22 protein-coding genes and 2 pseudogenes are annotated in these 26,783 nt (G+C 58.0%); 13 read left to right on the forward strand and 11 right to left on the reverse strand.

Annotated features, from left to right (window positions below; all coding sequences use genetic code 11):
• Positions 1 to 71: 71 nt before the first annotated feature.
• Both ACESQ2_RS10230 and ACESQ2_RS10235 read right to left on the reverse strand, forming a co-directional pair.
• The gene (locus tag ACESQ2_RS10230; protein ID WP_373170350.1) at positions 72 to 1,460 is read right to left on the reverse strand and encodes a NarK family nitrate/nitrite MFS transporter; all 1,389 of its coding nucleotides are present in this window, start codon (positions 1,458 to 1,460) and stop codon (positions 72 to 74) included.
• Positions 1,461 to 1,649: 189 nt separating this feature from the next.
• Positions 1,650 to 2,225 (reverse strand): TetR family transcriptional regulator, encoded by a 576-nt coding sequence (locus ACESQ2_RS10235; RefSeq protein WP_049069852.1) that lies wholly within the window; start codon positions 2,223 to 2,225, stop codon positions 1,650 to 1,652.
• Between the two features lie 118 nt (positions 2,226 to 2,343).
• Here ACESQ2_RS10235 and ACESQ2_RS10240 point away from each other — a divergent pair, with 118 nt between their 5' ends.
• Positions 2,344 to 3,834, forward strand: a complete 1,491-nt coding sequence (locus tag ACESQ2_RS10240) for an MFS transporter (RefSeq protein ID WP_004850706.1) — start codon at positions 2,344 to 2,346, stop codon at positions 3,832 to 3,834.
• A gap of 3 nt (positions 3,835 to 3,837) precedes the next feature.
• Here the strand turns inward: ACESQ2_RS10240 and ACESQ2_RS10245 are convergent.
• A pseudogene (locus tag ACESQ2_RS10245) lies at positions 3,838 to 4,675 on the reverse strand (IclR family transcriptional regulator C-terminal domain-containing protein).
• Between the two features lie 172 nt (positions 4,676 to 4,847).
• Between ACESQ2_RS10245 and ACESQ2_RS10250 the strand changes: the two are divergent.
• From ACESQ2_RS10250 to benD, 7 genes and pseudogenes are all read left to right on the forward strand, one after another.
• Positions 4,848 to 6,013, forward strand: a pseudogene (locus ACESQ2_RS10250) (muconate cycloisomerase family protein).
• A gap of 12 nt (positions 6,014 to 6,025) precedes the next feature.
• The gene (gene catC / locus ACESQ2_RS10255) at positions 6,026 to 6,316 is read left to right on the forward strand and encodes a muconolactone Delta-isomerase (RefSeq protein ID WP_004101911.1); all 291 of its coding nucleotides are present in this window, start codon (positions 6,026 to 6,028) and stop codon (positions 6,314 to 6,316) included.
• Positions 6,317 to 6,386: 70 nt separating this feature from the next.
• Positions 6,387 to 7,313, forward strand: coding sequence for a catechol 1,2-dioxygenase (catA, locus tag ACESQ2_RS10260; protein WP_046878381.1), 927 nt, complete (start codon positions 6,387 to 6,389; stop codon positions 7,311 to 7,313).
• Positions 7,314 to 7,418: 105 nt separating this feature from the next.
• Positions 7,419 to 8,801 (forward strand): Rieske 2Fe-2S domain-containing protein, encoded by a 1,383-nt coding sequence (locus ACESQ2_RS10265; RefSeq protein WP_046878380.1) that lies wholly within the window; start codon positions 7,419 to 7,421, stop codon positions 8,799 to 8,801.
• Positions 8,801 to 9,286: an aromatic-ring-hydroxylating dioxygenase subunit beta gene (locus tag ACESQ2_RS10270; protein ID WP_025108250.1), complete on the forward strand. Its 486-nt coding sequence runs from the start codon at positions 8,801 to 8,803 to the stop codon at positions 9,284 to 9,286. Before ACESQ2_RS10265 ends, ACESQ2_RS10270 begins: the two co-directional genes overlap by 1 nt.
• Positions 9,287 to 9,295: 9 nt before the next feature.
• Positions 9,296 to 10,312, forward strand: coding sequence for a benzoate 1,2-dioxygenase electron transfer component BenC (gene benC / locus ACESQ2_RS10275; protein WP_373170353.1), 1,017 nt, complete (start codon positions 9,296 to 9,298; stop codon positions 10,310 to 10,312).
• Between the two features lie 9 nt (positions 10,313 to 10,321).
• Entirely contained in the window at positions 10,322 to 11,095 is a 774-nt protein-coding gene (gene benD / locus ACESQ2_RS10280) for a benzoate diol dehydrogenase BenD (RefSeq protein WP_373170355.1), read from the forward strand.
• Here the strand turns inward: benD and yddG are convergent.
• A complete protein-coding gene (gene yddG / locus ACESQ2_RS10285; RefSeq protein ID WP_004850709.1) occupies positions 11,092 to 11,970 on the reverse strand; it encodes an aromatic amino acid DMT transporter YddG in 879 nt (292 codons plus the stop codon). The two genes, benD and yddG, sit on opposite strands and share 4 nt — an antisense overlap.
• A gap of 226 nt (positions 11,971 to 12,196) precedes the next feature.
• Between yddG and fdnG the strand changes: the two genes are divergently transcribed.
• From fdnG to fdnI, 3 genes are read left to right on the forward strand one after another with little or no spacing between them, the layout of a single operon-like run.
• Positions 12,197 to 15,244, forward strand: a complete 3,048-nt coding sequence (gene fdnG, locus ACESQ2_RS10290; RefSeq protein WP_142291627.1) for a formate dehydrogenase-N subunit alpha — start codon at positions 12,197 to 12,199, stop codon at positions 15,242 to 15,244.
• Positions 15,245 to 15,255: 11 nt separating this feature from the next.
• Complete coding sequence (gene fdxH / locus ACESQ2_RS10295) at positions 15,256 to 16,140, forward strand: formate dehydrogenase subunit beta (protein ID WP_014838425.1); 885 nt, start codon at positions 15,256 to 15,258, stop codon at positions 16,138 to 16,140.
• Positions 16,133 to 16,789 carry a formate dehydrogenase-N subunit gamma gene (gene fdnI / locus ACESQ2_RS10300; RefSeq protein WP_004120645.1) on the forward strand — a complete coding sequence of 219 codons (657 nt, stop codon included), beginning with the start codon at positions 16,133 to 16,135 and terminating at the stop codon, positions 16,787 to 16,789. Before fdxH ends, fdnI begins: the two co-directional genes overlap by 8 nt.
• Positions 16,790 to 16,829: 40 nt before the next feature.
• Here fdnI and ACESQ2_RS10305 read toward each other — a convergent pair whose 3' ends face one another.
• A complete protein-coding gene (locus tag ACESQ2_RS10305) occupies positions 16,830 to 17,153 on the reverse strand; it encodes a CcdB family protein (RefSeq protein WP_046878377.1) in 324 nt (107 codons plus the stop codon).
• A 543-nt stretch (positions 17,154 to 17,696) separates the two neighbouring features.
• Between ACESQ2_RS10305 and araJ the strand changes: the two genes are divergently transcribed.
• Complete coding sequence (gene araJ / locus ACESQ2_RS10310; RefSeq protein ID WP_032749167.1) at positions 17,697 to 18,848, forward strand: MFS transporter AraJ; 1,152 nt, start codon at positions 17,697 to 17,699, stop codon at positions 18,846 to 18,848.
• Between the two features lie 16 nt (positions 18,849 to 18,864).
• On the opposite strand, the gene ACESQ2_RS10315 is transcribed toward araJ, so the two are convergent.
• The 6 genes from ACESQ2_RS10315 to ACESQ2_RS10340 are packed head-to-tail and all read right to left on the reverse strand — an operon-like array spanning position 18,865 to position 25,978.
• A complete protein-coding gene (locus ACESQ2_RS10315) occupies positions 18,865 to 19,956 on the reverse strand; it encodes an alkylhydroperoxidase domain protein (protein ID WP_373170357.1) in 1,092 nt (363 codons plus the stop codon).
• Between the two features lie 9 nt (positions 19,957 to 19,965).
• Positions 19,966 to 20,955: a putative FMN-dependent luciferase-like monooxygenase gene (locus tag ACESQ2_RS10320; RefSeq protein WP_373170359.1), complete on the reverse strand. Its 990-nt coding sequence runs from the start codon at positions 20,953 to 20,955 to the stop codon at positions 19,966 to 19,968.
• Positions 20,952 to 22,556: an ABC transporter ATP-binding protein gene (locus ACESQ2_RS10325; RefSeq protein WP_038424476.1), complete on the reverse strand. Its 1,605-nt coding sequence runs from the start codon at positions 22,554 to 22,556 to the stop codon at positions 20,952 to 20,954. Before ACESQ2_RS10325 ends, ACESQ2_RS10320 begins: the two co-directional genes overlap by 4 nt.
• Positions 22,553 to 23,404 carry an ABC transporter permease gene (locus ACESQ2_RS10330; RefSeq protein WP_014229287.1) on the reverse strand — a complete coding sequence of 284 codons (852 nt, stop codon included), beginning with the start codon at positions 23,402 to 23,404 and terminating at the stop codon, positions 22,553 to 22,555. Before ACESQ2_RS10330 ends, ACESQ2_RS10325 begins: the two co-directional genes overlap by 4 nt.
• A complete protein-coding gene (locus ACESQ2_RS10335; RefSeq protein WP_038424479.1) occupies positions 23,401 to 24,345 on the reverse strand; it encodes an ABC transporter permease in 945 nt (314 codons plus the stop codon). The genes ACESQ2_RS10330 and ACESQ2_RS10335 overlap by 4 nt, the downstream gene beginning before the upstream one ends.
• Positions 24,346 to 24,355: 10 nt before the next feature.
• Entirely contained in the window at positions 24,356 to 25,978 is a 1,623-nt protein-coding gene (locus ACESQ2_RS10340; protein WP_049070707.1) for a TIGR04028 family ABC transporter substrate-binding protein, read from the reverse strand.
• A 207-nt stretch (positions 25,979 to 26,185) separates the two neighbouring features.
• On the opposite strand from ACESQ2_RS10340, the gene ACESQ2_RS10345 reads away from it, so the two are divergent.
• Positions 26,186 to 26,755, forward strand: coding sequence for a hypothetical protein (locus ACESQ2_RS10345; protein WP_014229290.1), 570 nt, complete (start codon positions 26,186 to 26,188; stop codon positions 26,753 to 26,755).
• Positions 26,756 to 26,783: the final 28 nt, after the last annotated feature.

Genomic DNA, 26,783 nt, shown 5'->3' on the forward strand with positions numbered 1-26,783 from the left:
TGTCCGGCCTGAAAAGACCGTACGATCCCCAGGCCGGATAGGGCGTCAGCCGCCATCCGATGAATATGCCGTTATTGTTTTGCCGGTTTGCGACGGCCGTAGACCAGCCAGGTCACCAGCACGCAAACCACGTAGAAAACCAGGAAGACCTTCATCGCCCCGACCGGGGAGCCGGTCATCGCCAGCGAGGTACCGAAGGCTTTAGGGATAAAGAAGCCGCCAATCGCGCCGATGGCGGAGATAAAGCCGAGCGCCGCCGCGGTGTCGGTCACCGCTTCGTGCTGGGCCTGTTCGTCGCTGCCGCCGCGTTTCTTCACGCTGTCGAGGGTGATTTGGCGAAAGATCACGGCGATCATCTGGAAGGTGGAACCGCTGCCGAGACCGGCGGTAAGGAACAGTCCCATAAACACCACGTAAAAGGCGAGAAAGCTGCCGGAGCCGGTGCCGGGCAGAGTGAGGAACAGCAGGCCGGTAAACAGCGCCATTAAGATAAAATTGATCAACGTGACCCGCACGCCGCCGAGACGGTCGGAAATAATGCCGCCAAATGACCGCGCCAGCGCGCCGATAAACGGCCCGAAGAAAGCCAGCTTCAGAATATTCACGTCGGGGAACTGCGTTTTCGCCAGCATGGCAAAACCGGCGGAGAAGCCGATAAACGAGCCAAAGGTGGCCAGATAGAGCAGGCTCAGCAGCCACATATGCGGGCGTTTCAGCACCGGCAGCTGCTCGCGAATCGAAGCCTTTGAGCTGGCGATGTCGTTCATTCCTACCCAGGCGGCGAAGGTGGCTATCACCAGCAGCGGAACCCAGACGAGGGCGGCGTTGCTCAGCGCGAGAAGAGAGCCATCCTCCTGAGGCACGCCATGGATGCCAAGAAAAGCGAAGATGGGCAGAAAAATCGCCGCCGGCGCGATCATCTGCATCACGCTGACGCCGAGATTGCCGAGGCCGCCGTTGATACCCAGCGCGCTGCCCTGTTTCGCTTTGGGAAAGAAAAAACTGATATTTCCCATGCTGGAAGCAAAGTTCGCGCCGGCAAAACCGCACAGCAGGGCAATGGTGATAAATACCCAGAATGGAGTAGCGGGGTTTTGAATGGCGACACCCAGCCAGATACAGGGCACCACCAGAATAATCGTACTTAATACAGTCCAGTAGCGCCCGCCAAATATAGGTACCATAAAGGAGTAGGGGACGCGTAATATTGCACCGGAAAGCGAAGGCAGAGCGGTTAATAAAAAGAGCTGATCGGTGGTGAAATTAAATCCGACTTTATTGAGATTGACGGCGACGGCGCTGAATAGCATCCAGACGCAAAAGGCGAGTAGCAAACAAGCTACGGAAATGCAAAGATTTCTGCGCGCTATTTGCTTTCCCTTATTCTCCCAAAACGCCGCATTTTCTGGTTTCCACTCTTTTAAAAGATAATGATTCTTTTTCTCATTTTTGCTCAGCATATTGCCCTCGAATGAACAGTAACCCGTCAAAAAAGAATAAACTGGTAAAACAGCAAATTAATAAAAGAAATAAAATCAGGGATGGGGATGTATCTGTTGTAATAAATGAAGAATAGATAAGAAAAGCGCGCCGAAAGAAGACGCACGAATATTAGTCCAGGATTATTTGTTACTAAATGTAACTTAAAATTAAAAAAGTTCCATCGAGATAGAATAATTGATATGCCGATTGAAGGCGGCATCATCTATTTCCTGCATTCCTAGCGCATAAATACCATCGAGGCCGCAGACGAGAGCAATGAGCCGCCAGGCAATGCTTTCCATATCGTCCCTTGGCTTAAACTCACCGGCAGCGGTTCCCTGGCGGATGATCTTCAGGGTCTCTTCATGCCACATGTTCATGGTGAGCAGATAGGCCCCCTTGATATCGCTGTCGCTATCGGCCAGCAGCTGCGCTTCGCGCCACAGGCGAATGTATGGCTCAAGCCTGCCGTCGTCGCTGCCCACCATAGAAAACAGGCGTTCACGCCACGTGGCGTCGTCGGCGACCAGCGGCATATCCATCATTTCGCGGATCAACCGTATGAAGGCATGGGCTTTTAGCTCGCCCGCGGAGGTGAAATGGTGGTGCAGCTGACCAGCGGAGACGCCGGCTTCGGCGGCAATCTGGCGGACGGTCATAGCGCTAAACCCGCCCCGAAGCGCTACGCGCATGGCTGCCAGCACAATAACTTCCCGACGCGCATCGCGATTTAAGTAGCCCATAACGTTAGTGACCCCGGTTTTTTTGGCGATAGTAACAAAAAGTTGGACACTCGTTCAACAATCCGGCAGGATCCGTTTCCTGGACGCTTGTCCAGTTTTAACGTTGAGGGAAAGTAGTATGTCTCGGCAATGGCTGACGCTGATGGCGATTTTGCTGGTTTATATTCCGGTGGCGATTGACGCCACTGTTCTTCACGTGGCTGCGCCAACGCTCAGCGTAGCGCTGGGGACCAGCGGTAACGAGCTGCTGTGGATTATTGATATTTATTCGCTGGTAATGGCCGGTATGGTGCTGCCTATGGGCGCATTGGGCGATAAAATCGGCTTTAAACGGCTGCTGCTGCTCGGCAGCGGTATTTTTGGCACCGCGTCGCTGGCGGCGGCGTTTTCGCCCACGGCAGAGACGCTGATTGCCTCCCGCGCGCTGCTGGCGGTGGGGGCGGCGATGATCGTGCCTGCGACCCTGGCCGGGATCCGCAGCACCTTTTCGCAGGCGCACCAGCGTAATATGGCGCTTGGTCTGTGGGCAGCGGTCGGTTCTGGCGGCGCGGCGTTCGGTCCGCTGGTTGGCGGCATGCTGCTGGAGCATTTTTACTGGGGATCGGTTTTCCTGATCAACGTGCCGATCGTCCTGCTGGTGATAGCGATTAATGCCAAAGTGGTGCCGCGTCAGCCCGCGCGGCGCGAGCAGCCGCTGAATCTTTTCCAGGCGCTAATCCTGATCGCCGCCATTTTGATGCTGGTCTTTAGCGCCAAAACGGCGCTCAAAGGGCAAATGGCGCTGTGGTTAACCGGGCTGGTGGCACTATCTGGCGCCGCGATGCTGTTCTGGTTCGTGCGCAAACAGCTCTCGGCATCTCGTCCCATGGTCGATATGCGCCTGTTTACCCATCGCATTATTTTAAGCGGCGTGATGATGGCGATGACCGCGCTGATTACGCTGGTGGGTTTTGAACTGCTGATGGCGCAGGAGCTGCAGTTTGTGCACAGCAAAACGCCTTTTGAAGCCGGGCTGTTTATGCTGCCGGTGATGGTGGCGAGCGGTTTCAGCGGGCCCATTGCCGGCATGCTGGTATCGCGGCTGGGGCTGCGCGAGGTCGCCACCGGCGGAATGCTGCTCAGCGCCCTGAGCTTCCTCGGCCTGTCGATGACCGATTTCAGCACCCAGCAGTGGCAGGCCTGGGGACTGATGACGCTGCTGGGCTTTAGCGTCGCCAGCGCGCTGTTGGCCTCCAGCTCGGCGATCATGGCCGCCGCGCCGAAGGAAAAAGCGGCGGCGGCAGGGGCCATCGAAACCATGGCCTATGAGCTGGGCGCGGGACTGGGGATTGCCCTGTTTGGCCTGATCCTGACCCGCAGCTACACCTCGTCAATTGTTCTGCCGGGTGGAATCGAGGGCGCGGCGGCGGAGCAGGCGTCATCCTCCATCAGCGAGGCGATTAAGCTGGCGCAGTCGCTGCCCGCCATACCGGCGCAAAGCCTGCTTGAAGCGGCGAAGGCGGCGTTTATTCATTCGCACAGCATCGTGCTGGCGACGGCTGGCGTCCTGCTTCTGCTGCTGGCGGCCGGCATCTGGCGTAGTCTGGCAAAAGCGCCTGAGCTGAATTAACCCTTACAGCTGAAGAGAAAGCGCCATCGCCGCCCGCCGTAGCGGGGCGAGGGCTTTCTCTTTCAGCGCGGCGGCGTTGGTATAGCCTGCCGGAACGCCAACGTTAAGCGCCGCCACCACCTGGCCGCTGCGGGAGAGCAGCGGTACCGCCAGCGAACATAATCCCACCTCAATTTGCCGGTCAGCGAGCGCGTAGCCCTGCATGCGCACTCTGGCGATTTCCTGCCGTAAACCCGGCATATCGCATAGCGTATACGGAGTATAGCGGATCAGATTGGCTCGTGACAGTGTCACTTCAAGCTGTTCTTCCGGCAACGCGCTAAGCAGCACGCGTCCCATCGACGTGGCCCACGCAGGCAGACGGCTGCCGCGGCCGATATCCACGCTGAGCAGGTTATTCACCGCCGCTCTGGCAATATACAGGACGTTATCGCCGCCCAGCGTGGCGGCGGAGCAGGATTCTCCGAGGTTTTTGCCCAGATTATCCAGGGCGCTCTGCGCGACTTTCGCCAGCGGCGTTCCGGCCAGGTAGGCGTGGCCCACCGCCAGCACGCGGGGGAGCAGCTCATAGCTGCGGCCATCCGGGCTATGCACCATACCCAGCGCGGCGAGGGTATAGAGGCAGCGGCGCACAGCCGCGCGGGAGATCTGCGTTTTCTGGCTAAGCTGGGAGATGGTCAGGCGCTGCCGCTGCGGGGTAAACGTGTTAAGGACTTCCAGCCCGCGCGCCAGGGACAGCATAAAGTTAGGGTCGTGTTCAGACTGGCGGGCGCTGAGAGTACCTGGTTTTTTTTCGCTCATACAACCCCTCTTTTATTGAAGATAAAAGTTCATGGGGCATCACTATATCGCGGGTGAAAAACGCGGTGATTCCTTGTTCTGGTTTTACCACGTCGATCACATTATTAACCCCAATTTAACAACCGCGTCGATAATCGCACAACATTTCGATTATCGCCGTTGACCGTCACGATTGGGCAGACCTATTGTCAACAGAATCGTTACCCCGCGTTATGAACAGGGGTATGAAAAGTTATGTATTTCATCACCAGGAAAAAAAGATGACCGCGACCATTGAACGTATTGAAAGCTGGCTGGTAGATATCCCGACCATTCGACCGCACAAACTCTCCATGACCACGATGGGCTGTCAGACGCTGGCGATCGTCCGCATAACCCGTTCGGACGGGATTTGCGGTATTGGCGAAGCCACTACCATCGGTGGATTGAGCTACGGCGTGGAGAGCCCGGAAGCCATCGTGTCGGCGATTAATCATTACCTGACGCCGCTGCTCAAGGGCCAGGCGGCCGATAATCTGAATGTCCTGACCGCGCGGATGAACGGCGCGATTAAAGGCAATACCTTTGCCAAATCAGCGATCGAAACCGCGCTGCTGGATGCGCAGGGTAAGGCGCTTGGCCTGCCGGTTTCCGCGCTGCTTGGCGGCGCGCTTACGACCTCGCTGCCGGTTCTCTGGACGCTGGCGAGCGGCGATACCGAGAAAGATATTGCCGAGGGGGAAAGGCTGCTGGCGGAGCGTCGCCATCGCGCGTTTAAGCTAAAAATCGGCGCGCGCGAACTGGCGACGGATCTGCGCCACACCCGCGCGATTGTTGAAGCCCGGGCGATCGGGCCAGCATCCGCGTCGACGTGAATCAGGCGTGGGAAGCCACCGTCGCGGCAAAGGGCTGCCGCGAGCTGGCGGCGATGGGTGTCGATCTGATTGAACAGCCGGTCAGCTCTCAGGACAACGCTGCGCTGGTGCGCCTCAGCCATCACATCGACGCGGCTATTCTGGCCGATGAAGCGGTAGCGACCCATTACGAAGGTTATCGCCTGGCGCAGCAGGGATTCAGCGGGGCCTATGCGCTGAAGATTGCCAAAGCGGGCGGGCCAAACAGCGTGCTGGCGCTGGCGAAGGTGGCGCAAGCGGCGGGAATTGGGCTTTACGGCGGCACGATGCTTGAGGGGACCGTTGGCACCCTGGCCTCGCTGCACGCCTGGTCGACGCTACCCCTACAGTGGGGCAGCGAGATGTTTGGCCCGCTATTGCTGAAGGACGATATTGTCAGCGTGCCGCTAATGTTCGCCGAAGGCGAGGTGACGCTACCGCAAGCGCCGGGTCTTGGCGCTGAACTGGATGAAGACAAACTGCGCTTCTATAGCCGCAAAGGATAATGGAGGATTTTTATGCTATTTAAAGTCGATATGACCGTGAATATTCCGCTGGGATTTCCTGCCGACGAAATTGAGGAAATTAAGCAGCGAGAAAAAAAGTATTCACAACAACTTCAGCGCGAAGGTAAATGGCGACATATCTGGCGCGTCGCCGGCCTTTACGCCAATGTCAGTATTTTCGATGTGAAAGATGCTGAAGAGCTGCATCAAATTTTAATGGCTCTACCATTATATCCCTTTATGCAAATTCGCGTGGAGGCGCTCTGTCGTCATCCCTCCTCGATTCGCGAAGACGACCGTTAATAAAAAATAATAACTAACCTCGCGCCGAAACTATTCGGCGAATATCCTACAACGATAAGTGAGAAATATTATGAGTAATGCATTCGTACAACAAGATGCTGTGCAACATTTATTGCGTGAAAGTGCGGGTTTAAATGCAACCGGCGGTGACGAGCGTTTTAAAATGATTGTTCATCGTCTGCTGGAAAACCTCTGCACGCTGATTGATGACTATAACGTCACTGAAGAAGAGTTCTGGCATGCGGTGAATTATCTGCATGAATTAGGCGGCCGCCAGGAAGCGGCACTGCTGGCGGCGGGCCTCGGCCTTGAACACTTCCTCGACCTGCGCCAGGACGCGATTGATGCCGCAGCGCAGCGGGAAACCGGCACCCCTCGTACCATTGAAGGCCCGCTGTACGTGGCGAATGCGCCGCTGGCAGACGGACATACCCGCATGGATGATGGTAAAGATGCGGGGGAGGTGATGTGGCTTTATGGCCAGGTTCGCGACACCCAGGGCCACCCGGTAGCTAACGCTATCGTTGATATCTGGCATGCCAATACCCTCGGGAACTACTCTTTCTTCGATCAAAGCCAGAGTGAATATAATCTGCGTCGCCGCATTCGTACCGGCGCCGATGGCTGCTATAGCGTGCGCAGCATTCTGCCATCCGGCTACGGCTGCCCGCCGGATGGGCCAACGCAAAAACTCCTTGACCAGCTGGGGCGTCACGGTAATCGTCCGGCGCATATCCACTTCTTCGTTTCCGCGCCGGGTCATAAACATTTGACCAGCCAAATCAATCTCAACGGCGACAAATACCTGTGGGATGATTTCGCGTTCGCCACCCGCGACGGCCTGATTGCCGATCCGGTAAAAGTCAGCGACCGCGAGCTTATTCAGCGGCGTGAGCTGGAAGGTGAACATACCGAAGTGCGCTTTGATTTTACTCTGTGTAAAGCGCTTAACGCCGATGAAGAACACCGCGGTACGCGCCTGCGCGCGCAGGAGTAACGCGCGGCGTTAATTCTCTTCTCCGGCCAGGCCGTGGTCGGAGAATAAAGCGAAATTGCGACTTCACCGTTTTTCTATTCCTGAATTATGCAGGAGGGCCGACTCATGCAAAAAATGTTCACCACATTAAAAGATAAAATCAACAATGCATTAATTGTTGATCGTGAAAAACATATTTATCGCTGCCATCGCTCAATATTTACCGATCCGCAGCTATTTGATTTTGAAATGAAGCATATTTTTGAAGGGAATTGGCTGTTCCTTGCTCATGAAAGCCAGATTGCGCAGCCTGGAGATTATTACACCCTGACCCTTGGGCGCCAGCCGGTAATAATAACGCGCGATAAAAAGAACGAACTACATGCGCTAATTAACAGCTGCGCCCATCGCGGGGCGATGCTATGTCGTCGCAAAACCGGTAATAAAAGTTCATTTACCTGTCCGTTTCACGGCTGGACGTTCAGTAATAACGGCAAGCTTTTAAAAGCCAAAGATGAAAGTACCGGCGGCTACCCGGAGACTTTCAAGCATGAAGGCTCCCACGACTTAAAGAAGCTACCGAGGTTTCAATCCTATCGCGGCTTCCTGTTCGGCAGCCTGAATGCCGATGTGCAGCCGCTGGAGGCGTACCTGGGCGAAACCTGCAAAATTATCGACCTGATCGTGGACCAGGCGCCGGAAGGGCTGGAGGTGCTTAACGGATCGTCGAGCTATGTATACGAAGGCAACTGGAAGCTGGGGGCGGAAAACGGTGCTGACGGCTATCACGTTAGCGTGGTCCACTGGAACTACGCTTCCACCATGTCGCGCCGCAACTACGAAGCGGAAGGGACACATGCGGTAGACGCAAACGGCTGGTCGAAAAGCGTCGGCGGCGGTTACGGCTTTGATAATGGGCATATGCTGCTGTGGACCCGGGTGCTGAACCCGGAAGTGCGGCCGGTCTACGAACATCGTGAACGGCTGCAGGCGGAATTCGGCGAGTCTCGCGCCGGGCAGATGGTCAACGAAACGCGCAACCTGTGCCTCTATCCAAACGTCTACCTGATGGATCAGTTTTCGACGCAGATCCGCGTGATACGCCCCATCGCGGTGGATAAAACCGAAGTCACCATCTGGTGCTTTGCGCCGAAGGGCGAATCTGACCAGGCGCGGGCGCTGCGTATTCGCCAGTATGAGGACTTTTTTAACGTCAGCGGCATGGGAACGCCTGACGATCTGGAAGAGTTCAGCGCCTGCCAGCGCGGCTATCTCGGGGAAAATCTCGCATGGAGCGACCTCAGCCGCGGGGCGCTACATTGGGTCGATGGTCCGGACGAACACGCCCGGCAGGCCGGCTTGCGGCCGCTGCTGAGCGGCGTGAAATCGGAAGACGAAGCTTTGTATATCGCCCACCATCATCACTGGCAAAACGTGATGCTGGCGGCGCTGGAAGCAGAGCAGCGGCGTTACGAGCAGTCGATCACACAACGCGTGGAGGTGGTCTGATGCTCACTCTCGAACAGGTTCGCCAGTTTCTCTATTACGAAGCCCGCCTGCTTGACGACCGCCTGTGGGATGAGTGGCTGAACTGCTACAGTCCACAGGTGGTGTACTGGATGCCCGCTTGGGGGGATGACGACAAGCTCACCCGCGATCCTCAGCGTGAAATTTCGCTGATCTATTACCCGAGCCGCGACGGCCTCGAAGACCGGGTTTACCGCATCAAAACCGAGCGCTCAGGGGCCAGCACCCCGGAACCGCGCACCACCCATATGATCGGCAACGTTGAACTGCTTGGCGAAACCGAACAGGGCATGGAAGTACGCTACAGCTGGGTCACCTACTGTCACCGGTATCAGCAGACGGATACCTGGTTTGGTTCGACCTGCTGCACGCTGAGTGAGGACTCCGGCAAACCGCAAATCATCCGTAAAACCGTGCGCCTGAATAACGATTACATCCGTCAGGTGATTGACGTTTACCATATTTAAGAGGCACTTATGACCTTTAATATTGCTCTCAATTTTGAAGACGGCATCACCCGCTTTATTCAGTGTAACGCCGGGGAGAAAGTTCTCGATGCCGCCTATCGTCAGCAGGTCAATCTGCCGATGGATTGTTCGGACGGCGTTTGCGGCACCTGCAAGTGCCGCTGCGTCAGCGGCGAATATGGCCTGGGCAATGAGTTTCTTAAAGAGGCGCTCAGCGAAGAGGAAGCCGCAGAGCGCCAGGTGCTGACCTGCCAGATGGTGCCAACCAGCGATTGCGTCATTGATGTACCGGCGGCGGCAGCCCGCTGCAAGACCGCGCTGGCGAGCGTGGGCGCGACGGTGAAAGCGGTCAATCTCCTGTCTGACACCGCCATTGAGCTGGCGATCGTGCTGGATGAACCGCTGGACTTCCTGGCGGGTCAGTACATCAATATTCAGGTTCCCGGAACGCCGCAGGTTCGCGCCTATTCGTTTAGCTCCCTGCCGGGTGGGCGTGAGGGGCGCTTCCTGATCCGTAACGTGCCCGGCGGATTGATGAGCCAGTGGCTGACGCAGCGGGCCATTCCTGGCGATCGTCTGACGCTAAGCGGCCCGATGGGCAGCTTTTACCTGCGCGGCGGCGAGCGCCCGCTGCTACTGCTGGCGGGGGGCACCGGCTTAGCGCCGCTGCTATCAATGCTGCAAACGCTGGCCAGCCAGCGCAGCACCCGACCCATCACCTTGCTCTATGGCGTGACCCGCGACGGCGATCTGGTGAAAACTGACGAGCTTGAGGCATTTACCGGTCAGCTTCCCGCGTATCGCTGGCTGCCGGTGGTTGCCGATGCGCAAAGCCAATGCCCGCAGCGCGGCTTTGTTACCGAACATCTTAATGACGCAATACTCAACGACGGGGATGTGGATATCTATCTGTGCGGGCCCCCGCCGATGGTCAATGCGGTAGCCACGGCGCTGCGTGAGAGAGGAATTTCGCCGTCGGGGTTCTGGTATGAAAAATTTATCGCCAGCCAGAGCGCGGCGGCATAAGGAGCAACGATGCGATTTAACCATAAAGTTGTGGCCATTACCGGCGCCGCGCAGGGGATTGGCCGACAGACCGCAGAGCAAGCGGCGCGTGAGGGCGCGCGGCTGCTGTTGATTGACCGCTCTCGCTATGTTCATGAACTGGCGGTGGCGCTGAACGACGCCGGTAGCCAGGCGCTGGCGCTGGAAGCCGATCTTGAACAATGGGAAAGCACCGAGCGGGCTTTTGCCGACGGCGTGGCCCATTTTGGCCACCTGGATGTATTGATTAACAACGTCGGCGGCACCATCTGGGCGCGGCCGTTCGCGGAATATCAGCCGGAGCAGATAGAGAAGGAGATTCGCCGCTCGCTGTTTCCGACCCTGTGGGGCTGTCGGGCTGCGCTACCGTGGATGCTGAAGCAGGGCAAAGGCAGTATCGTTAATATTTCGTCGGTGGCGACGGCGGGCGTGAATCGGGTGCCTTATTCCGCAGCGAAAGGCGGCGTTAATGCGCTGACCCGTTCGCTAGCCCTTGAATATAGCGCAAACGGGATCCGCATTAACGCCGTGGCGCCGGGGGGCACCGAGGCGCCTGCGCGCCGGACGCCGCGGAATGAGGAGCTGCCGTCGGCGCAGGAGCAGGCGTGGTATCAGCAGGTGGTCGATCAGACGGTGGCCAGCAGCCTGATGCATCGCTACGGTACGCTGGCGGAGCAGGCCAATGCCATCCTGTTTCTCGCCAGCGATGAGGCCAGCTATATCACCGGCGTGACGCTGCCGGTCGCCGGCGGCGATCTCGGTTAGCGCCGGGTCGCCTGCCAGCAAAGCAGGGAGCCGGCGCACACCATTCCGGCGCCCTGCCAGAACGACCACGACAGCGCGGCGCTGAGCAGTGCCGCCGCCAGCGCCGAGGAGAGCACTGGCGTAAAGTAGGAAGCGGCGGCCAGCAGGCTGACGTTGCCGTGCAGGATACCGACGTTCCACGCCGCGTAGCCTAATCCCAGGGCAACGGACAGCGCGATCAGTTTGGCTATCACCGGCCAGCTAAAGACCATGGGCGGCTGTTCGCTGAACAGGAACTTCAGCCACAGGGTCAGGGCGGTAAGCAGAACAAAAAGGGTAATCCCGTTTTTGCCCTTCGCGTATTTAGCGGTGACCGTGCAGTAGGCCGCCCAGATAAACGCGCCGATGAACGCCAGAATATAGCTCAGCGGGCTGGAAACCACGTTGCGGGTAATTTCATCTACATTCAGACCATGCTCACCGCCTAATACCCAGGTGACGCCGAATAAAGCGAGAAATAACCCCGGGATAACCAACCAGCTGCTTTTTTGGCCGTTAAACAGAATGGCGAATAAAATCGTCAGGCTGGGCCACAGATAATTAACCATGCCCACTTCAATAGCCTGCTGGCGGCTACCGGCTAATCCGACCGACAGCGCCAGGCAAATTTCATAGCTGACGAACAGCAGGCTTCCTGCCAGTAAATAGGGGCGAGGGATCTGGCGTATTTGCGGGAAGCCGACGGTAAAGATCAGCAAAAGGCCGCTCAGGCTGTAGATCATCGCCGCGCCGCCCACCGGACCAAGCCCTTCGCTTACGCCACGAATCAGCCCGACCATGGTGCTCCACAAGACGATAGCGGCCAATCCAATGAGCGTGGCTCTCTTCTTCTCCATATTTAACCTGATGTTGGTTCAAACGCAGTCGGGTTTTATAACACTTTTTTTTCGCTTTCGGGGGATATTTTCCTCCGCGCTTAATCCTAATGGAGTAACGAAATTTAACGCGGCTGACTATTAAGGGGTCATGGGTTCAGGACATTGATTTGACGCAAATAAAACAGGGTTATTGCTGTTAATTTCCACTCCCGCAATGAATAAACATCCCGCATGGAGGGGAACAATGGACGTCAGCCGCAGAAAGTTTTTTAAAATCTGCGCAGGCGGTATGGCCGGAACAACAGCCGCTGCATTGGGTTTTGCGCCCAAAATGGCCCTGGCTCAGGCGCGTAATTACAAATTGCTGCGCGCCAAAGAGATCCGCAACACCTGCACATACTGCTCCGTGGGCTGCGGGCTATTAATGTATAGCCTGGGCGACGGCGCGAAAAACGCGAAAGAAGCGATTTACCACATTGAAGGCGACCCGGATCATCCGGTGAGCCGCGGCGCGCTGTGCCCGAAAGGCGCGGGGCTGCTTGACTATGTTCATAGCGACAACCGCCTGCGCTATCCGCAGTACCGCGCGCCGGGTTCGGATACATGGCAGCGCATCTCCTGGGATGACGCGTTTACCCGCATCGCCAAACTGATGAAAGCCGACCGCGACGCCAATTTTATTGAAAAGAACGAACAGGGCGTGACGGTTAACCGCTGGCTGTCCACCGGGATGTTATGTGCCTCTGCGGCCAGTAATGAAACCGGCATGCTGACGCAAAAATTTGTGCGCTCCCTCGGCATGCTGGCGGTAGACAACCAGGCGCGCGTCTGACACGGACCAACGGTAGCAAGTCTTGCTCCAACATTTGGTCGCGGTGCGATGACCAACCACTGGGTTGATATCAAAAACGCTAACGTCGTGGTGGTGATGGGCGGTAACGCCGCCGAAGCCCATCCGGTGGGATTCCGCTGGGCGATGGAGGCGAAAAACAACAACGATGCGACGCTGATTGTCGTCGACCCGCGCTTTACGCGCACGGCGTCGGTGGCCGATATTTATGCGCCGATCCGTTCCGGTACCGACATTACCTTCCTGTCGGGCGTGCTGCTGTACCTGATCGAAAATAACAAAATCAATGCCGAGTACGTTAAACACTACACCAACGCTAACCTGCTGGTGCGCGACGATTTTGCCTTCGAAGATGGCCTGTTCAGCGGCTACGATGCCGAAAAGCGTCAGTACGATAAATCGTCGTGGAACTATCAGTTCGACGAAAACGGCTACGCCATGCGCGACGAGACGCTGCAGCATCCGCGCTGCGTCTGGAACCTGCTGAAGCAGCACGTTTCGCGCTATACGCCGGAGGTGGTGGAGAATATCTGCGGTACGCCAAAGGCGGACTTCCTCAAAGTGTGCGAAGTGCTGGCGTCAACCAGCGCGGCGGACCGAACCACCACCTTCCTTTACGCGCTGGGCTGGACGCAGCATACCGTCGGGGCGCAGAACATCCGTACCATGGCGATGATTCAGCTGCTGCTCGGCAATATGGGGATGGCGGGCGGCGGCGTCAACGCGCTGCGCGGGCACTCCAATATTCAGGGGCTAACCGATTTAGGCCTGCTCTCGACCAGCCTGCCGGGCTACCTGACGCTGCCGTCGGAACAGCAGACGGATCTGCAAAGCTATCTCGCCGCCAATACGCCGAAGGCGACGCTGGCCGAACAGGTGAACTACTGGAGCAACTATCCGAAGTTCTTCGTCAGCCTGATGAAATCGTTCTACGGCGACGCGGCGCAAAAAGAGAACGACTGGGGCTTCCACTGGCTGCCGAAATGGGACCAGGCTTACGACGTTATCAAATATTTCAATATGATGGATAACGGTAACGTCACGGGCTATATCTGCCAGGGCTTCAATCCGGTGGCTTCGTTCCCGGACAAAAACAAGGTGGTCCGCAGCCTGAGCAAGCTGAAGTACATGGTGGTTATCGACCCGCTGGTGACCGAAACGTCGACCTTCTGGCAAAACCACGGCGAGTCGAACGATGTTGACCCGGCAGCGATTCAGACCGAAGTGTTCCGCCTGCCGTCCACCTGCTTCGCCGAAGAGGATGGTTCCATCGCTAACTCCGGGCGCTGGCTGCAGTGGCACTGGAAAGGCCAGGACGCGCCGGGCGAAGCGCGCAACGACGGTGAAATTCTGGCCGGGATTTATCACCGCCTGCGCGAGATGTATCGCAGCGAGGGCGGCAAAGGCGTCGAGCCGCTGCTGAAGATGGGATGGCACTACAAGCAGCCGGATCGTCCGGAATCAGAAGAGGTCGCGAAAGAGAACAACGGCTACGCGCTGGCGGATCTCTTCGACGCTAACGGCGCGCCGCTGGCGAAGAAGGGCCAGCTGTTGAACAGCTTCGCGCTGCTGCGCGATGACGGTACCACCGCGTCGTCCTGCTGGATCTATACCGGCAGCTGGACCGAGCAGGGCAACCAGATGGCCAACCGCGATAACGCCGATCCGTCAGGCCTTGGCAACACGCTCGGCTGGGCATGGGCGTGGCCGCTCAACCGGCGCGTGCTGTACAACCGCGCGTCGGCGGATATTAACGGCAAGCCGTGGGATGCGAAGCGGATGCTGATCCAGTGGAACGGCAGCAAGTGGGTTGGCAACGATATTCCGGACTTCAATACCGCGCCGCCGGGCAGCAAAACCGGGCCGTTTATTATGCAGCCGGAAGGACTGGGGCGCCTGTTTGCCCTGAATAAGCTGGCGGAAGGTCCGTTCCCGGAACACTACGAGCCGATGGAAACGCCGCTTGGCACCAACCCGCTGCACCCGAACGTGGTCTCCAGCCCGGTGGTGCGCCTGTATGAAGAGGATGCCCTTCGTTTAGGTAAGAAGGATAAATTCCCGTACGTCGGCACCACCTATCGCCTGACCGAGCATTTTCATACCTGGACCAAGCATGCGCTACTTAATGCGATTGCGCAGCCGGAACAGTTTGTCGAAATCAGCGAGGGACTGGCGAAAGCGAAGGGGATTGCCAACGGCGATCGGGTGACGGTCAGCAGCAAGCGCGGCTTTATTCGCGCGGTAGCGGTGGTGACGCGTCGTCTGCAAACGCTCAACGTTAACGGCCAGCAGGTTGAAACCGTCGGGATCCCGCTGCACTGGGGTTTTGAAGGGGTAGCCCGCAAAGGTTACATCGCCAATACCCTGACGCCAAACGTCGGGGATTCCAACTCGCAAACGCCGGAGTACAAGGCGTTTCTGGTCAACATCGAGAAAGCGTAAGGAGCGAATGCATGGCGATGGAAACCCAGGACATTATCAAACGCTCCGCCACCAACCCGATCACTCCCGCGCCGCGCGCGCGGGATTTTAAGGCGGAAGTGGCGAAGCTGATCGATGTCTCCTCCTGCGTAGGCTGTAAAGCCTGCCAGGTGGCCTGTTCCGAGTGGAACGATATCCGCGATGAGGTTGGGCACTGCGTCGGGGTGTACGACAACCCCGCCGATCTGAGCGCCAAATCCTGGACGGTAATGCGCTTTAGCGAAACCGAACAGAACGGCAAGCTGGAGTGGCTGATACGCAAAGACGGCTGCATGCACTGCGAGGACCCGGGCTGCCTGAAGGCGTGCCCGTCCGCCGGGGCGATTATTCAGTACGCTAACGGCATCGTCGACTTTCAGCAGGAGAACTGCATCGGCTGCGGCTACTGCATCGCCGGGTGCCCCTTTAACGTCCCGCGCCTCAATAAAGAGGATAACCGGGTCTATAAGTGCACCCTGTGCGTTGACCGGGTCAGCGTCGGCCAGGAACCGGCCTGCGTGAAAACCTGCCCAACCGGCGCGATTCACTTCGGCAGCAAGAAAGAGATGCTGGAAGTGGCCAACGAGCGCGTGGAAAAGCTGAAGAAACGCGGCTATCCCCATGCCGGGGTGTATAACCCGCCGGGCGTCGGCGGCACCCACGTGATGTACGTGCTGCATCATGCGGACCAGCCGGAGCTGTACCACAACCTGCCGAAAGAGCCGCAGATCGATACGTCGATCAACCTGTGGAAAGGCGCGCTGAAGCCGCTCTCGGCGGTCGGGTTTATCGCCACCTTTGCCGGGCTGATTTATCACTACATCGGGATTGGGCCGAATAAAGAAGCGGATGACGATGAGGAGGAGCATGATGAGTAAATCGAAAATGATTGTGCGCACGAAGTTTATTGACCGCGCCTGTCACTGGACGGTGGTCATCTGCTTTTTCCTGGTGGCGCTATCGGGGATCTCGTTTTTCTTCCCGACGCTGCAGTGGCTGACCGAAACCTTCGGTACGCCGCAGATGGGGCGTATTCTGCATCCGTTTTTTGGGGTACTGATTTTCGTGGCTCTGATGTTTATGTTTGTGCGCTTTGTCCATCACAATATCCCCGACAAGCAGGATATTCCCTGGCTAAAGGGCATTATTGAGGTACTGAAAGGCAACGAGCATAAAGTGGCGCGGGTAGGGAAATATAACGCGGGGCAGAAAATGATGTTCTGGACCATCATGAGCATGATTTTTGTGCTGCTGGTGACCGGCGTGATTATCTGGCGGCCCTGGTTTGCCCACTATTTCCCGATTCAGGTTATTCGCTATAGCCTGCTGATTCACGCGACCTCGGCGATTATTCTTATTCATGCGATTCTGATCCACATGTATATGGCGTTTTGGGTGAAGGGATCGATTAAAGGCATGATCGAAGGGAAGGTGAGTCGCCGCTGGGCGAAGAAGCATCATCCGCGCTGGTATCGCGAGGTGGAGCGTCAGGAAGCGAAGAAAGAGAGCTGTGAAGGGCTGAAGTAAGCGTAACTGAGCAACCCGCTCTGGCTGAAGCCGGAGCGGATCAGGTATTGGTGACAAGGGCGTCAATGGCGGAAATAACTTCGCCTCTGGCGCTTTTTAAGTTACAGATAAAATCTTCGCGCTTGATCGGCTTATTATTAAGGTTTGTCATCATCGGCGAACAAAGCATAAACGTTTCAAATTCAATATTTACCTCAGGAACTAAAGGATGCTGCCATAGTGGCAGATGAGCATTACGCATCAGGGGAATAATTACCTTGGTGGGTAGGTCTTCATAAAAATCATTTTGCACAATCATAAAATAGGGTAGAGAGTGCTTCGTTTGCGAAGAAGGATTCCGATACACGTCGAATTGTTTAAGCATCAGAGCACCCTGAAGTATTCATCTTCGGTGATGGACCCATGCTCGTCGACGAATTCATTCATTAACCGGATCAACTCGTTACTGGGATGAATTGACTGACTTTCAGCTGTGGGTATCGAGCATAAACGGTGCTTTTTGCTCGTTGATATCGCCTGCTGGAAGCTATCATCCGCTGTGTACTCTTTCATTATCCTGCCTCCGTGTGGTTAATGTCGCCATTATCAACCTACTACCTAAAAAAACAATACAGATTGTCCTGGTTAAGTCGCATTTGCGAGACAGGTTCCATTGAAAAGCAACGGCATGAAATGATGAAGTTTTTATGGAACCGTGGTTGTGAATTGTTATCGCTATGCCTTTGCTGGCGATCGGGCAGCGGCGGGGCACGAAATGACTTTATTGGTTTTTTTAATCTGCAAATAAGCCTATGAAATAATCACGCCGTTTTATGGATAAATATGCCACCCGGCGTTTTTATCTGGTCTGCCGTTTAATAATGCACAATAATGCCGGCGGTATGTTTTATAACAAGTGATTAGTTGTATGAAAAAGACTATTTTTTCGTTAGCGCTTGGCACTTTTGGTCTCGGAATGGCGGAATTTGGCATCATGGGCGTATTACCTGAAATTGCCCGTGACGTCGGGATATCTATTCCCGCCGCGGGCAATATGATCTCCTGGTATGCGCTTGGCGTCGTCATCGGCGCGCCGGTGATGGCGCTGTTCTCCAGCCGCTTTTCGTTAAAATCGGTGATGCTGTTCCTCGTGGCGCTGTGCGTTATCGGCAATGCCATCTTTACGTTATCTTCCAGCTATTCGATGCTGGCGCTGGGGCGCCTGATCTCCGGTTTCCCGCACGGTGCCTTCTTTGGCGTGGGGGCGATCGTTCTGTCGAAAATTGCGCCGCCGGGGAAGGTCACCGCCGCGGTGGCGGGAATGATTGCCGGAATGACGGTCGCTAATTTGCTGGGGGTTCCCGCCGGAACCTGGCTCGGCCATCAGTTTAGCTGGCGCTATACCTTTCTGGCGATTGCGGTGTTTGACATCGCCGTACTGGTCGCCATCGCCTGGTGGGTGCCCACGCTGTTTGATAAACCGACGACGCGATTGCGCTCGCAGTTTCATTTTTTAACATCGCCCGCACCGTGGTTAATTTTTGCCGCGACGATGTTCGGCAATGCCGGCGTATTCGCGTGGTTTAGCTATATTAAGCCGTTTATGATTAACGTCTCTGGTTTTGGTGAGAGCGCCATCATAGCCATTATGCTGCTGGCGGGGCTGGGGATGGTTCTGGGGAATTTATTTAGCGGTAAAGTCTCCGTCCGTTATAGCCCGTTACGTATTGCCGCCGTGACGAATGGCGTGATTGTCGTGACCTTATTACTTCTGTTCCTGCTGGGTGAGAATAAAGCCGCCGCATTAACCCTCGCGTTTATTTGCTGCGCGGCCCTGTTTGCCCTGTCGGCACCGCTGCAAATTCTGCTGCTGCAAAATGCGAAGGGCGGCGAGATGCTGGGCGCGGCGGGCGGCCAGATCGCCTTTAATCTCGGCAGCGCCATTGGGGCGCTATTCGGCGGGATGATGATTACGGCCGGTCCTGGCTGGCGTTTCGTTGCCTTACCGGCCGCGCTGCTTTCGTTTCTTGCGCTCAGTTCGCTGCTGATTTATGCCCGCCATCAGCGGCGTCTGGCCTGATTAAGCCCGCTGGCAGCTATTCCTGCCACGGCTCGCCGAGGGTCAGCATTAACCGGTTGGCCCAGGCAAAGAAAGCCGCCGATTGCAGTAAATCCAGTCGGGCGAGGGTATCCAGCCCCTGTTGCTCGACGGCGGCAAGGTGGTCAACGGACAGAGCGGGAGGGGTAACGGAAATCGCGGCGGCGAAATCGATCTGCGCCTGCCATCCCGGCGTCTGCCCGTCGCTTAACTGCTCTCCCGGCGTCACCGCCAGCAGCGTCTCTATCGCCGTTTCATCTTTAGCCAGCTGTGCCGCTTTGCGCGCATGCACCGAGGCGCAATAAATACAGCCGTTGATTTTGCTCGCCACCGTTGCCGCCAGCTCGCGCTCAGCGCGCGGCAGGCCGCCGGGAGTATAAAAGATCCCTTTGTCGGTTAACGTACGCTGCTCCAGCACCGGCAGGTTGCGCGCCAGCAGGCGGAAGTAGGGCGAATCGCTGTGGCCAAATTTCGCCAGCAGCGCCTGCTCGTCGGGGGTGAATTCCGCCAGTGGTTTAGCCGTCAGCCAGGGCTCCCAGTGCAGTTCATCGCGGGTGAAGTGCACCGGCGCCTTCTTACCGCTGATGGTTTGCGGCGAGGTATGCCAGAATCCCGCCACCGTCGGGGTTTGTGCGACGTGGATATTTTTGCCGTTAAGCAGGCGCAGCCCGACGACCAGCCGGCTCTGGAAGCTGACAAACGCGATAAGCTGGGCGAGGGTGACGATGCCGCGCAGGCTCCATCCGGCGCGGATTAAGGCCTCAAGCGCCGACGGCGTGGCCTCCACGGGCGTAAAGGTCAACAGCCGGGCAAAGGCCAGCGCCGGCGCCAGCCGCGGCGATGTGGGGTCGGCAATGCCAAAGCCGGCGTAGTGGGCGGCCAGCGCATCGCTCTCATGCAGCTTCGCCACCCGCGCGGCCACGGCAAAACGCTCGTCGAGCGGAAAGTCGTTATCCTGCTGACCAAACAGCGTTTCATAACTTCCCTGAGCATGGTGGGTGGCCGCCTCGCGCACGGCTCGCGCCGCCGCTAAGGCGGAATCGGGGGCAATTTCTGCCAGTTCGGCCAATATATCCTGACTGAGCGTCATGGTGACTCCTTATCGTATCTGCGGGGCAATATGCTGAGCGATCAGCTCAATGGAACGAAGCGTGTCGCGGTGCGAGGGTTCAACGGAGTGCACCTGAAACGAAATATCGGTTACCCGCCGCAGGACGCTATCGCGGGCCAGCGAAGCGGCGACGTGCTGCGGGTCGCCAACGTGCGCGTCAAGCTGCGGCAAAAAATCAGTGACAGTGTCACCAATAATATCATGACCTGCGGCGCGATGCTGGGCAGCCTGCTGGCGCAGGCCGGGTTCAGCGACCTGCAGCGCATACTGCTGGCTATCGGCGACAAAGGCCGTCCGCGAGGCGAGGATTCTTGGCTCGACGCCCGCCGGCAGCGCGGCGAGATAGGCGTCAATAATCGGATTCTGGATAGCGTCCAGCGGCAGCGTGGGCTGTCCGGCCGGACGCGGCTGCGTGCGCGAGAGCATCAGCCCGTGCCCGACCTGAGCCGCGCGAACCGCCCCCTCAATGGAAAAAGTGGCAATCCAGATGCGCTCCGCCAGCTGCGGCGCCTGAGGGTACAGATGATTATCCGGGTGCGAGAGCGAATCCCCGCGCCAGGCGCTTTGAATCAGATGCAGGTGTTCAGCAAACACCGCGCTGCGCTGATCCATCGTCAGCCCGAAGGGTAAAAACGAAGTGGGGGTGCCGCCGGAGCCGAAGCCCACTTCCAGCCGTCCATCGGCGAGCAGATCCAGCACCGCCGCATCCTCCGCCACCCGCAGCGGGTTTTCCATGGGCAGGGTGATAATGGCGGTGCCAAGACGAATGCGCTCGGTGTGCGCCGCGGCGTGGGCGAGAAAGACCAGCGGCGACGGCAGGCCGCCTTCGTGCTCATGAAAATGGTGCTGAGCGATCCACGCGCTGTCGAATCCCAGGCGTTCCGCGTGGCGAATTTGCTCGGTGGCCAGCCGGTAGCGCTCTTTAGGCGTGGCGTGGTCCAGCAGACGGGTGAAAAAGCCCAGTCGTTTACGCGTCATGCAACCTCCTTGCTCGGGGATGAAAAATGGGGAATCGCGGCGATAAGCTCGCGGGTATAGTCATGCTGCGGGGCGCTGAAAAGTCGGCTGACGTCGCCGTGTTCAACCACCTGGCCCGCCCGCAGCACCGTCACGCTGTGGGCGATACGGCGCACCGTCGCCAAATCGTGAGTGATAAACAGATAGCTCAGCCCCAGCTGCTGCTGAAGTTGCTGCAGCAGCGCGAGAATTTGCGCCTGCACCGTGACGTCCAGCGCCGAAGTCGCTTCATCGAGGACAAGGATCGTCGGTTCAAGGATTAAGGCGCGGGCGATGGCCACCCGCTGCCGCTGGCCGCCGGAAAGCTCACGGGCGGTTCGCGACAGCAGCTCCGGAGCGAGCGCCACGCGGGCGGCGACCGTTTCGACGCGCTGGCGCCGCACTTCGGCGTTGAGGCGGTCGAAGTTTTTTAACGGCTCTTCGATAATCTCAAACAGCGTTTGCCGCGGGTCCAGCGAGGCAAAAGGATTCTGGTAAACGAACTGAATTTTACGCCGCAGCTGGCGGAGCGCCTCGCGGCTGAGATGCCCGGCATCGATACCGTCGATAGCGATATGGCCGCTATCGGCCTTTTCGAATCCCAGCAGGATCCGCGCAAGCGTCGTTTTGCCGGAGCCGGACTCGCCGACCAGCGCGTGGGTGCTGCCGCGCTTCACCTCGAAGCTCACGGCGTCCAGCGCCTGCAAATGCGCGCGGCCTAATGAGAAGCGCTTGCTGATGCCCTCCACGCGGATCGCCGGGGTCGCCAGTACGCGCCCGCTGGCCGGGGCAATGGTCAGCGTCGAACCCTGGAGATCGCTCAGCAGCTGGCGGGTATAGGTATGCTGCGGCGTACGTATGACGTCGCCGGTCGCACCCTGTTCCTGAATCTCGCCGTGGCGAAAGACCAGCAGACGGTCGGCGCGTTCCGCCGCCAGCGCCAGATCGTGGGTGACGAACAGTACCGCCGTGCCGGACTCCCGGCGCAGCGTATCCAGCAGGTCGAGGATCCGCTTCTGTACCGTCACGTCGAGGGCGCTGGTGGGCTCATCGGCAATGATTAAGTCGGGTTTCAGGGCGATCGCGATCGCAATCAGCACCCGCTGCTTCATACCGCCTGAAAGCTGGTGGGGATATTGATCGAGGCGCTGTTCCGGGTGGCTCAGCCCAACTTTGGTCAGCAGCGCCAGCACCTGCGCTTTACGCGCCGCGGCGCTGCTTTTTTGATGCAGACGCAGGATTTCCCCCACCTGCGCGCCGATGGTTTTTACCGGATTCAGGGAGTTGCCCGGATCCTGAGGCACCAGGCTAATCCGCGCGCCGCGCAGGCCGTCGAGGCGTTTAGCGGACCAGCCGCTGATATCTTCGCCATTAATCAAGATACGCCCGCTGTCCCGGCGCGCGTTATCCGCCAGCAGGCCAATAATCGCCTGCGCGGTGGTGGTTTTACCCGAGCCGGATTCACCGACAAACGCCAGCATTTCGCCGCGTTTGACCTGAAAACTCACGTCGTGCACGACCTCGCGCCATTCACGCTGTGAACGATAGCTGATGCGCAGATGCTCTACGCTTAAAACATTCATCGGCGTTCTCCGCTAAATTGACGGCTAATACGGTTGGCGGCGAGCACGACCGCAATCACCGCAATACCGGGCAGGGTGGTCAGCCACCAGGCGGTGGAGAGATAGTTGCGGCCTTCGGCGATCAGCAGACCCCACTCCGGGACCGGCGGCGGCGTGCCGTAGCCGAGAAAACTCAGGGTCGAGAGCGCCAGAATGGCCTGGCCGAACTGGAGGGTGGCAAAGGCCAGCACCGCGGTGAGCGAGTTGGGCAGAATATGCCGCCAGAAAACGGCGAAAAAGGTGCCGCCGCTGCCGTAGGCCGCTTCGACGAAGTCGCTGTGGCGTACGCGGACCACCTCCGCTCGCGCCAGGCGGGCAAAGCTGGCGACGGCCGCCGCGCCTACCGCGACGGCGGCGTTGAGCGTGCCGAAACCGAGTAGAATGATGACCGTCAGCGACAGCAATAAAGAGGGGATCGCCAGCAGCACGTCGACCAGGCGCATGATTGCCGACTCCACGCGTCCCGCCAGCGCGCCGGCCAGCGTGCCCAGCGCGGTACCGATAAACAGGCCGATCGCCACCGCCGCCAGCGCGGCGGAAAGCGAATGAACGGCGCCGAAGACGATGCGGCTCCACAGATCGCGGCCCAGCTGGTCGGTTCCCAGCCAGTGGCCGGCCTGCGGGGCCAGCCGCTGGGCGCCGGGGAACCCTTCCAGCGGGCTATAGTCGGTAAACAGCTGCGGAGCGATAGCCATCAGCGCGGCAACGATCATCACCGCCCAGGCCAGCAGCAGACCGGGCTGGACGCGCCGTGTACGCCAGTTTGACGTGCGGCGGCGCGCGGCGGTTGCGTAATCCACCAGGCTCATACGGCACCTCCGATAACGGTTTTCAGGCGCGGGTCGAACAGCGGCATCAGCAGGTCGACCAGCAGGTTAATCAGCACGAAACCGAGGGCAGAGATCATCACCACCGCCTGCAGTACCGCGATATCCTGATTATTGACGGCCTGCTGCGTCAGCAGCCCCAGACCGCCGCGGCCAAACACGGTTTCGGTAATCAGCGCGCCGGCGATCAGTTCCCCCAGCAGCAGACCGGCGATATTGAGCACCGGCAGCAGGGCGTTGCCGGTAACGTGCCGCCACAGGGCGCCGGTTTCGCTCAGGCCTTTGGCACGGGCAACGGCGACAAACGGCTGCGCGGCGACCTGATCCAGACTGCGCATCAGGATTTGCGCCAGCGGAGCGGAAATCGGCACCGCGACGGCAATAATGGGCAAAATCAGCCCCTCAATCGGCCCGGGATTGATCACCGGGATCCAGCGCAGCTGAAAGGAGAAAATCTGAATCAGGGCGATGCCGAGCCAGAACGTCGGCAGCGAGATAAACAGCGCCGGCAGGGATTGCAGCGCGTTGCTGAGCCAGCGCAGGCCCGGCAGCCGTGAGGCGAAGGCGAGGGCGAAGGCCAGCGCCACCGCCAGAGCAAAGGCGGGCAGCGCCAGGCTTAATGTTTCCGGCAGGTTGCTGGCGATAAGCGCGCTGACCGGCAGCCCGGCCTGCAGCGAATAGCCAAAATCGCCACGCAGCATGGCCATCAGCGTGTGGAAGTACTGTCTCCACAGCGGGCTATCGGCCCCGTAGGCGAGGCGCATTTCGGCGATCTGCTCAGGGCTGAGCCCCAGATCCGGATTCTGAAACTTGATCAGTACCGCATCGCCGGGCAGCACCTGTAACAGGACGAAGGAGAGGGTAAACGCGGCCCACAGCACCAGTAAACCCTGACCGGACCGCCGCAGAAGATAGTGGCTCATCGCGGGCTCCTTAGTGCTTTTCCAGCCACGCGCCGTAGAACGACGGGCGGCCTACCGCTTCAAAACTGACGCCTTTCACCCACGGCGCGCCGGCAAAGACCTGCGGCTCTTCAAATATCGGGATCACGTAGGCGTTGTCCAGCAGGTAGCGCTGGGCGTCGCCGGTGAGCTGGAGGCGTTTTTGCGGCTCGACTTCGGCTGAGATCGCGGTCAGCAGCGCGTTGAGCTTATCGTCGCGGAAGCGTTGGACTTTGTCGCTGGAGCCGCCTTTTTGCAGCAGCGCGTCGCGGTTAGCGGGGAAGAACATGCTTTTCACCACGTCAGGGTCGGCGCGGCCCACTTCCGACACGGTAAGCGGCGTTTTCAACGGGTCGAGGCTGTCCAGCGTACGGCTGCCGGCATCACCGGCTTTGACCGCCAGCGCAACGCCGACCTGGCGCCACTGCTGGGCGACAAGCTGGAGTACCTCTTTGTTTTGCGGCTGGGGCAGGGATTCATAGACGGTTAATGCCAGGCGCTGGCCATCTTTGACCCGTATACCGTCGGCGGCCGGTTTCCAGCCCGCCTCATCAAGCAGCTGTTTCGCTTTGGCCGGATCGAAAACCAGCTTATCGCTGAGGTTAACGTATCCGGCCGCGGTGCTGGCGACGACGGAGGTCGCCTGCGGATAGTTGGCGGAGAACAGGGTTTCAACCACCTGTCTGGCGTCGGTGGCGTGCAGCAGCGCCTGACGAACGCGCAGGTCGGCAACCAGCGGATTATCCGGGCGGAAGCTCAGGCTGTCGTTAACGCCGCGCGTCGGGGCGGCATAGATTTTAAAGCCCCGATCGGTTGCCTGCTTTTCATCATAGGCCTGCACCTGGCGAATAAAATCGGCCTGGCCTGCCAGCAGCGCGCCAACGCGTACGCCATCTTCCGGGGTGACGATATAGGTTATGCCGTCGAGATTCGCTGGCCCCTGCTGGGCGAGGCTTTTCGGCCCCCATTGATAATCCTGACGTGCGACCAGAGCGAGTTCACGTCCCGGCTTTTCATCTTTAACCGTAAAAGGCCCGGAGCCAATAATATGGCGGGCGTCGCCCAGCTCTTCAAAATTTCGCGCCAGGGTGCTCAGGGAAACCAGCCCGGAGCCGATGGTCGCGGTGCCCTGCAGAAATCCCGGCGAGGGCTTTTTAAAGTAGAACTTAACCGTCAGCGGATCGATGACTTCGCTGCGATCGTAGTTATTAATCACCTCGGACACCGGCAGGCGGTGCGCTTTATTACCGAGACCGTAGGTATCAAAGTTTTTGGCAACCGCATTGGCGTCAAGCGGGGTGCCATCAGAAAAGGTGACGCCAGGGCGAATCTTAAAGGTATATTCGGTTTTATCCGCGTTGGCGCTCCAGCTTTCGGCTATCCACGGTTCGACTTGTAAGGTTTTTGGATTTTGCCAGGTCAGCTTATCGGTTATTTGATTAAGAATACCGCCGTTAGGGTAAAAGCCTCCGGCCGGGGGATAAAGATTGGTATGCGGCTGCTGCTCCAGATAAATTAACGTGCCGCCTTTAACCGGCGCGTCGGCGGCCCACGCGGAAAACGCGCCGCTCAAAAACAATGCCGCCAGCGCGGGCAGGCGAAAACGGGTGTGCATGGTGAATTCCTTTGTTATCTCTTGTTTGGCCATCATCGGGCGCGCGTTTTAACAAAGGAAGTAAGGATTTGCGCTAAGCATTTGCATAAAAAGCATTTATACCCGGCTCGATTTTTAGGGGCTGGTATTTACATGCCTTTCAGCTGAAACTCGTGCTGGATAATTTAATGACTGAGAGATAGTCAGCGTAATAAAGGGATAGCGACGATGCTGAAGTATTTACTGATGTTGGCGATGACGGTGCTGGCAGGCTGTACCAGCGCACCCAATTTGCCCTCTACCGATACCATTATTAAGGTTAAACCTATTGAGTCGGGCATTATTGCCAATTCAAACAAATACAGCTATCGATTCTTCCGTAAAGGGGTGCCGCAGGAGTACCAGCGTTATAATACTTTCTACGAACGCTTCAATAAGGTCGCATCCGGCGTACGGGTGAATTTTGTCGTGAAACAGCATGAGGTTGTTGCGGAATATCTGGTGGTGCTCGACAAGCGAAGGCTGGATGCCAGTCAGCTAAGTCTGTTAACCAGCCAGTATCACGCGACCGCGCTGGACAACGACCATCTTGGCGTACTGTTTAAAGCGACCGGTTTCTGGTCAACCGTTGATCCCAATGAGCTGGATGACGCTTATCGGCTTGCCAGACCCGTCGTCGTGTCAATTAACGATAAAACGCAGACCATTAGCCCTCTGGGAGAGATTGCCCTGATTCCGCTGGTGCCGCTATTTCCGCTGGTGATGATGTACGGTTGCGCAACGGGGCCGTGCGTGTAAAGGGACAATTAAACCTCTCCCGTAGCGG

The organism is Klebsiella sp. Q11, assembly GCF_964241505.1.
In the GTDB taxonomy this organism is placed as follows: Bacteria; Pseudomonadota; Gammaproteobacteria; order Enterobacterales; family Enterobacteriaceae; genus Klebsiella; species Klebsiella michiganensis.

Excerpts from the sequence above, each read along its gene's own strand:
- ACESQ2_RS10230 (WP_373170350.1), bottom strand. The coding sequence starts at position 1,460 with ATGCTGAGCAAAAATGAGAAAAAGAATCATTATCTTTTAAAAGAGTGG.
- fdxH (WP_014838425.1), top strand. The coding sequence starts at position 15,256 with ATGGCGATGGAAACCCAGGACATTATCAAACGCTCCGCCACCAACCCG.
- ACESQ2_RS10305 (WP_046878377.1), bottom strand. The coding sequence starts at position 17,153 with ATGCTTAAACAATTCGACGTGTATCGGAATCCTTCTTCGCAAACGAAG.
- ACESQ2_RS10270 (WP_025108250.1), top strand. The coding sequence starts at position 8,801 with ATGCTCACTCTCGAACAGGTTCGCCAGTTTCTCTATTACGAAGCCCGC.
- araJ (WP_032749167.1), top strand. The coding sequence starts at position 17,697 with ATGAAAAAGACTATTTTTTCGTTAGCGCTTGGCACTTTTGGTCTCGGA.
- ACESQ2_RS10330 (WP_014229287.1), bottom strand. The coding sequence starts at position 23,404 with ATGAGCCTGGTGGATTACGCAACCGCCGCGCGCCGCCGCACGTCAAAC.
- ACESQ2_RS10265 (WP_046878380.1), top strand. The coding sequence starts at position 7,419 with ATGCAAAAAATGTTCACCACATTAAAAGATAAAATCAACAATGCATTA.
- ACESQ2_RS10335 (WP_038424479.1), bottom strand. The coding sequence starts at position 24,345 with ATGAGCCACTATCTTCTGCGGCGGTCCGGTCAGGGTTTACTGGTGCTG.
- catC (WP_004101911.1), top strand. The coding sequence starts at position 6,026 with ATGCTATTTAAAGTCGATATGACCGTGAATATTCCGCTGGGATTTCCT.
- ACESQ2_RS10315 (WP_373170357.1), bottom strand. The coding sequence starts at position 19,956 with ATGACGCTCAGTCAGGATATATTGGCCGAACTGGCAGAAATTGCCCCC.
- yddG (WP_004850709.1), bottom strand. The coding sequence starts at position 11,970 with ATGGAGAAGAAGAGAGCCACGCTCATTGGATTGGCCGCTATCGTCTTG.
- catA (WP_046878381.1), top strand. The coding sequence starts at position 6,387 with ATGAGTAATGCATTCGTACAACAAGATGCTGTGCAACATTTATTGCGT.
- ACESQ2_RS10340 (WP_049070707.1), bottom strand. The coding sequence starts at position 25,978 with ATGCACACCCGTTTTCGCCTGCCCGCGCTGGCGGCATTGTTTTTGAGC.
- benC (WP_373170353.1), top strand. The coding sequence starts at position 9,296 with ATGACCTTTAATATTGCTCTCAATTTTGAAGACGGCATCACCCGCTTT.
- ACESQ2_RS10325 (WP_038424476.1), bottom strand. The coding sequence starts at position 22,556 with ATGAATGTTTTAAGCGTAGAGCATCTGCGCATCAGCTATCGTTCACAG.
- ACESQ2_RS10320 (WP_373170359.1), bottom strand. The coding sequence starts at position 20,955 with ATGACGCGTAAACGACTGGGCTTTTTCACCCGTCTGCTGGACCACGCC.
- benD (WP_373170355.1), top strand. The coding sequence starts at position 10,322 with ATGCGATTTAACCATAAAGTTGTGGCCATTACCGGCGCCGCGCAGGGG.
- ACESQ2_RS10235 (WP_049069852.1), bottom strand. The coding sequence starts at position 2,225 with ATGGGCTACTTAAATCGCGATGCGCGTCGGGAAGTTATTGTGCTGGCA.
- ACESQ2_RS10240 (WP_004850706.1), top strand. The coding sequence starts at position 2,344 with ATGTCTCGGCAATGGCTGACGCTGATGGCGATTTTGCTGGTTTATATT.
- fdnI (WP_004120645.1), top strand. The coding sequence starts at position 16,133 with ATGAGTAAATCGAAAATGATTGTGCGCACGAAGTTTATTGACCGCGCC.
- ACESQ2_RS10345 (WP_014229290.1), top strand. The coding sequence starts at position 26,186 with ATGCTGAAGTATTTACTGATGTTGGCGATGACGGTGCTGGCAGGCTGT.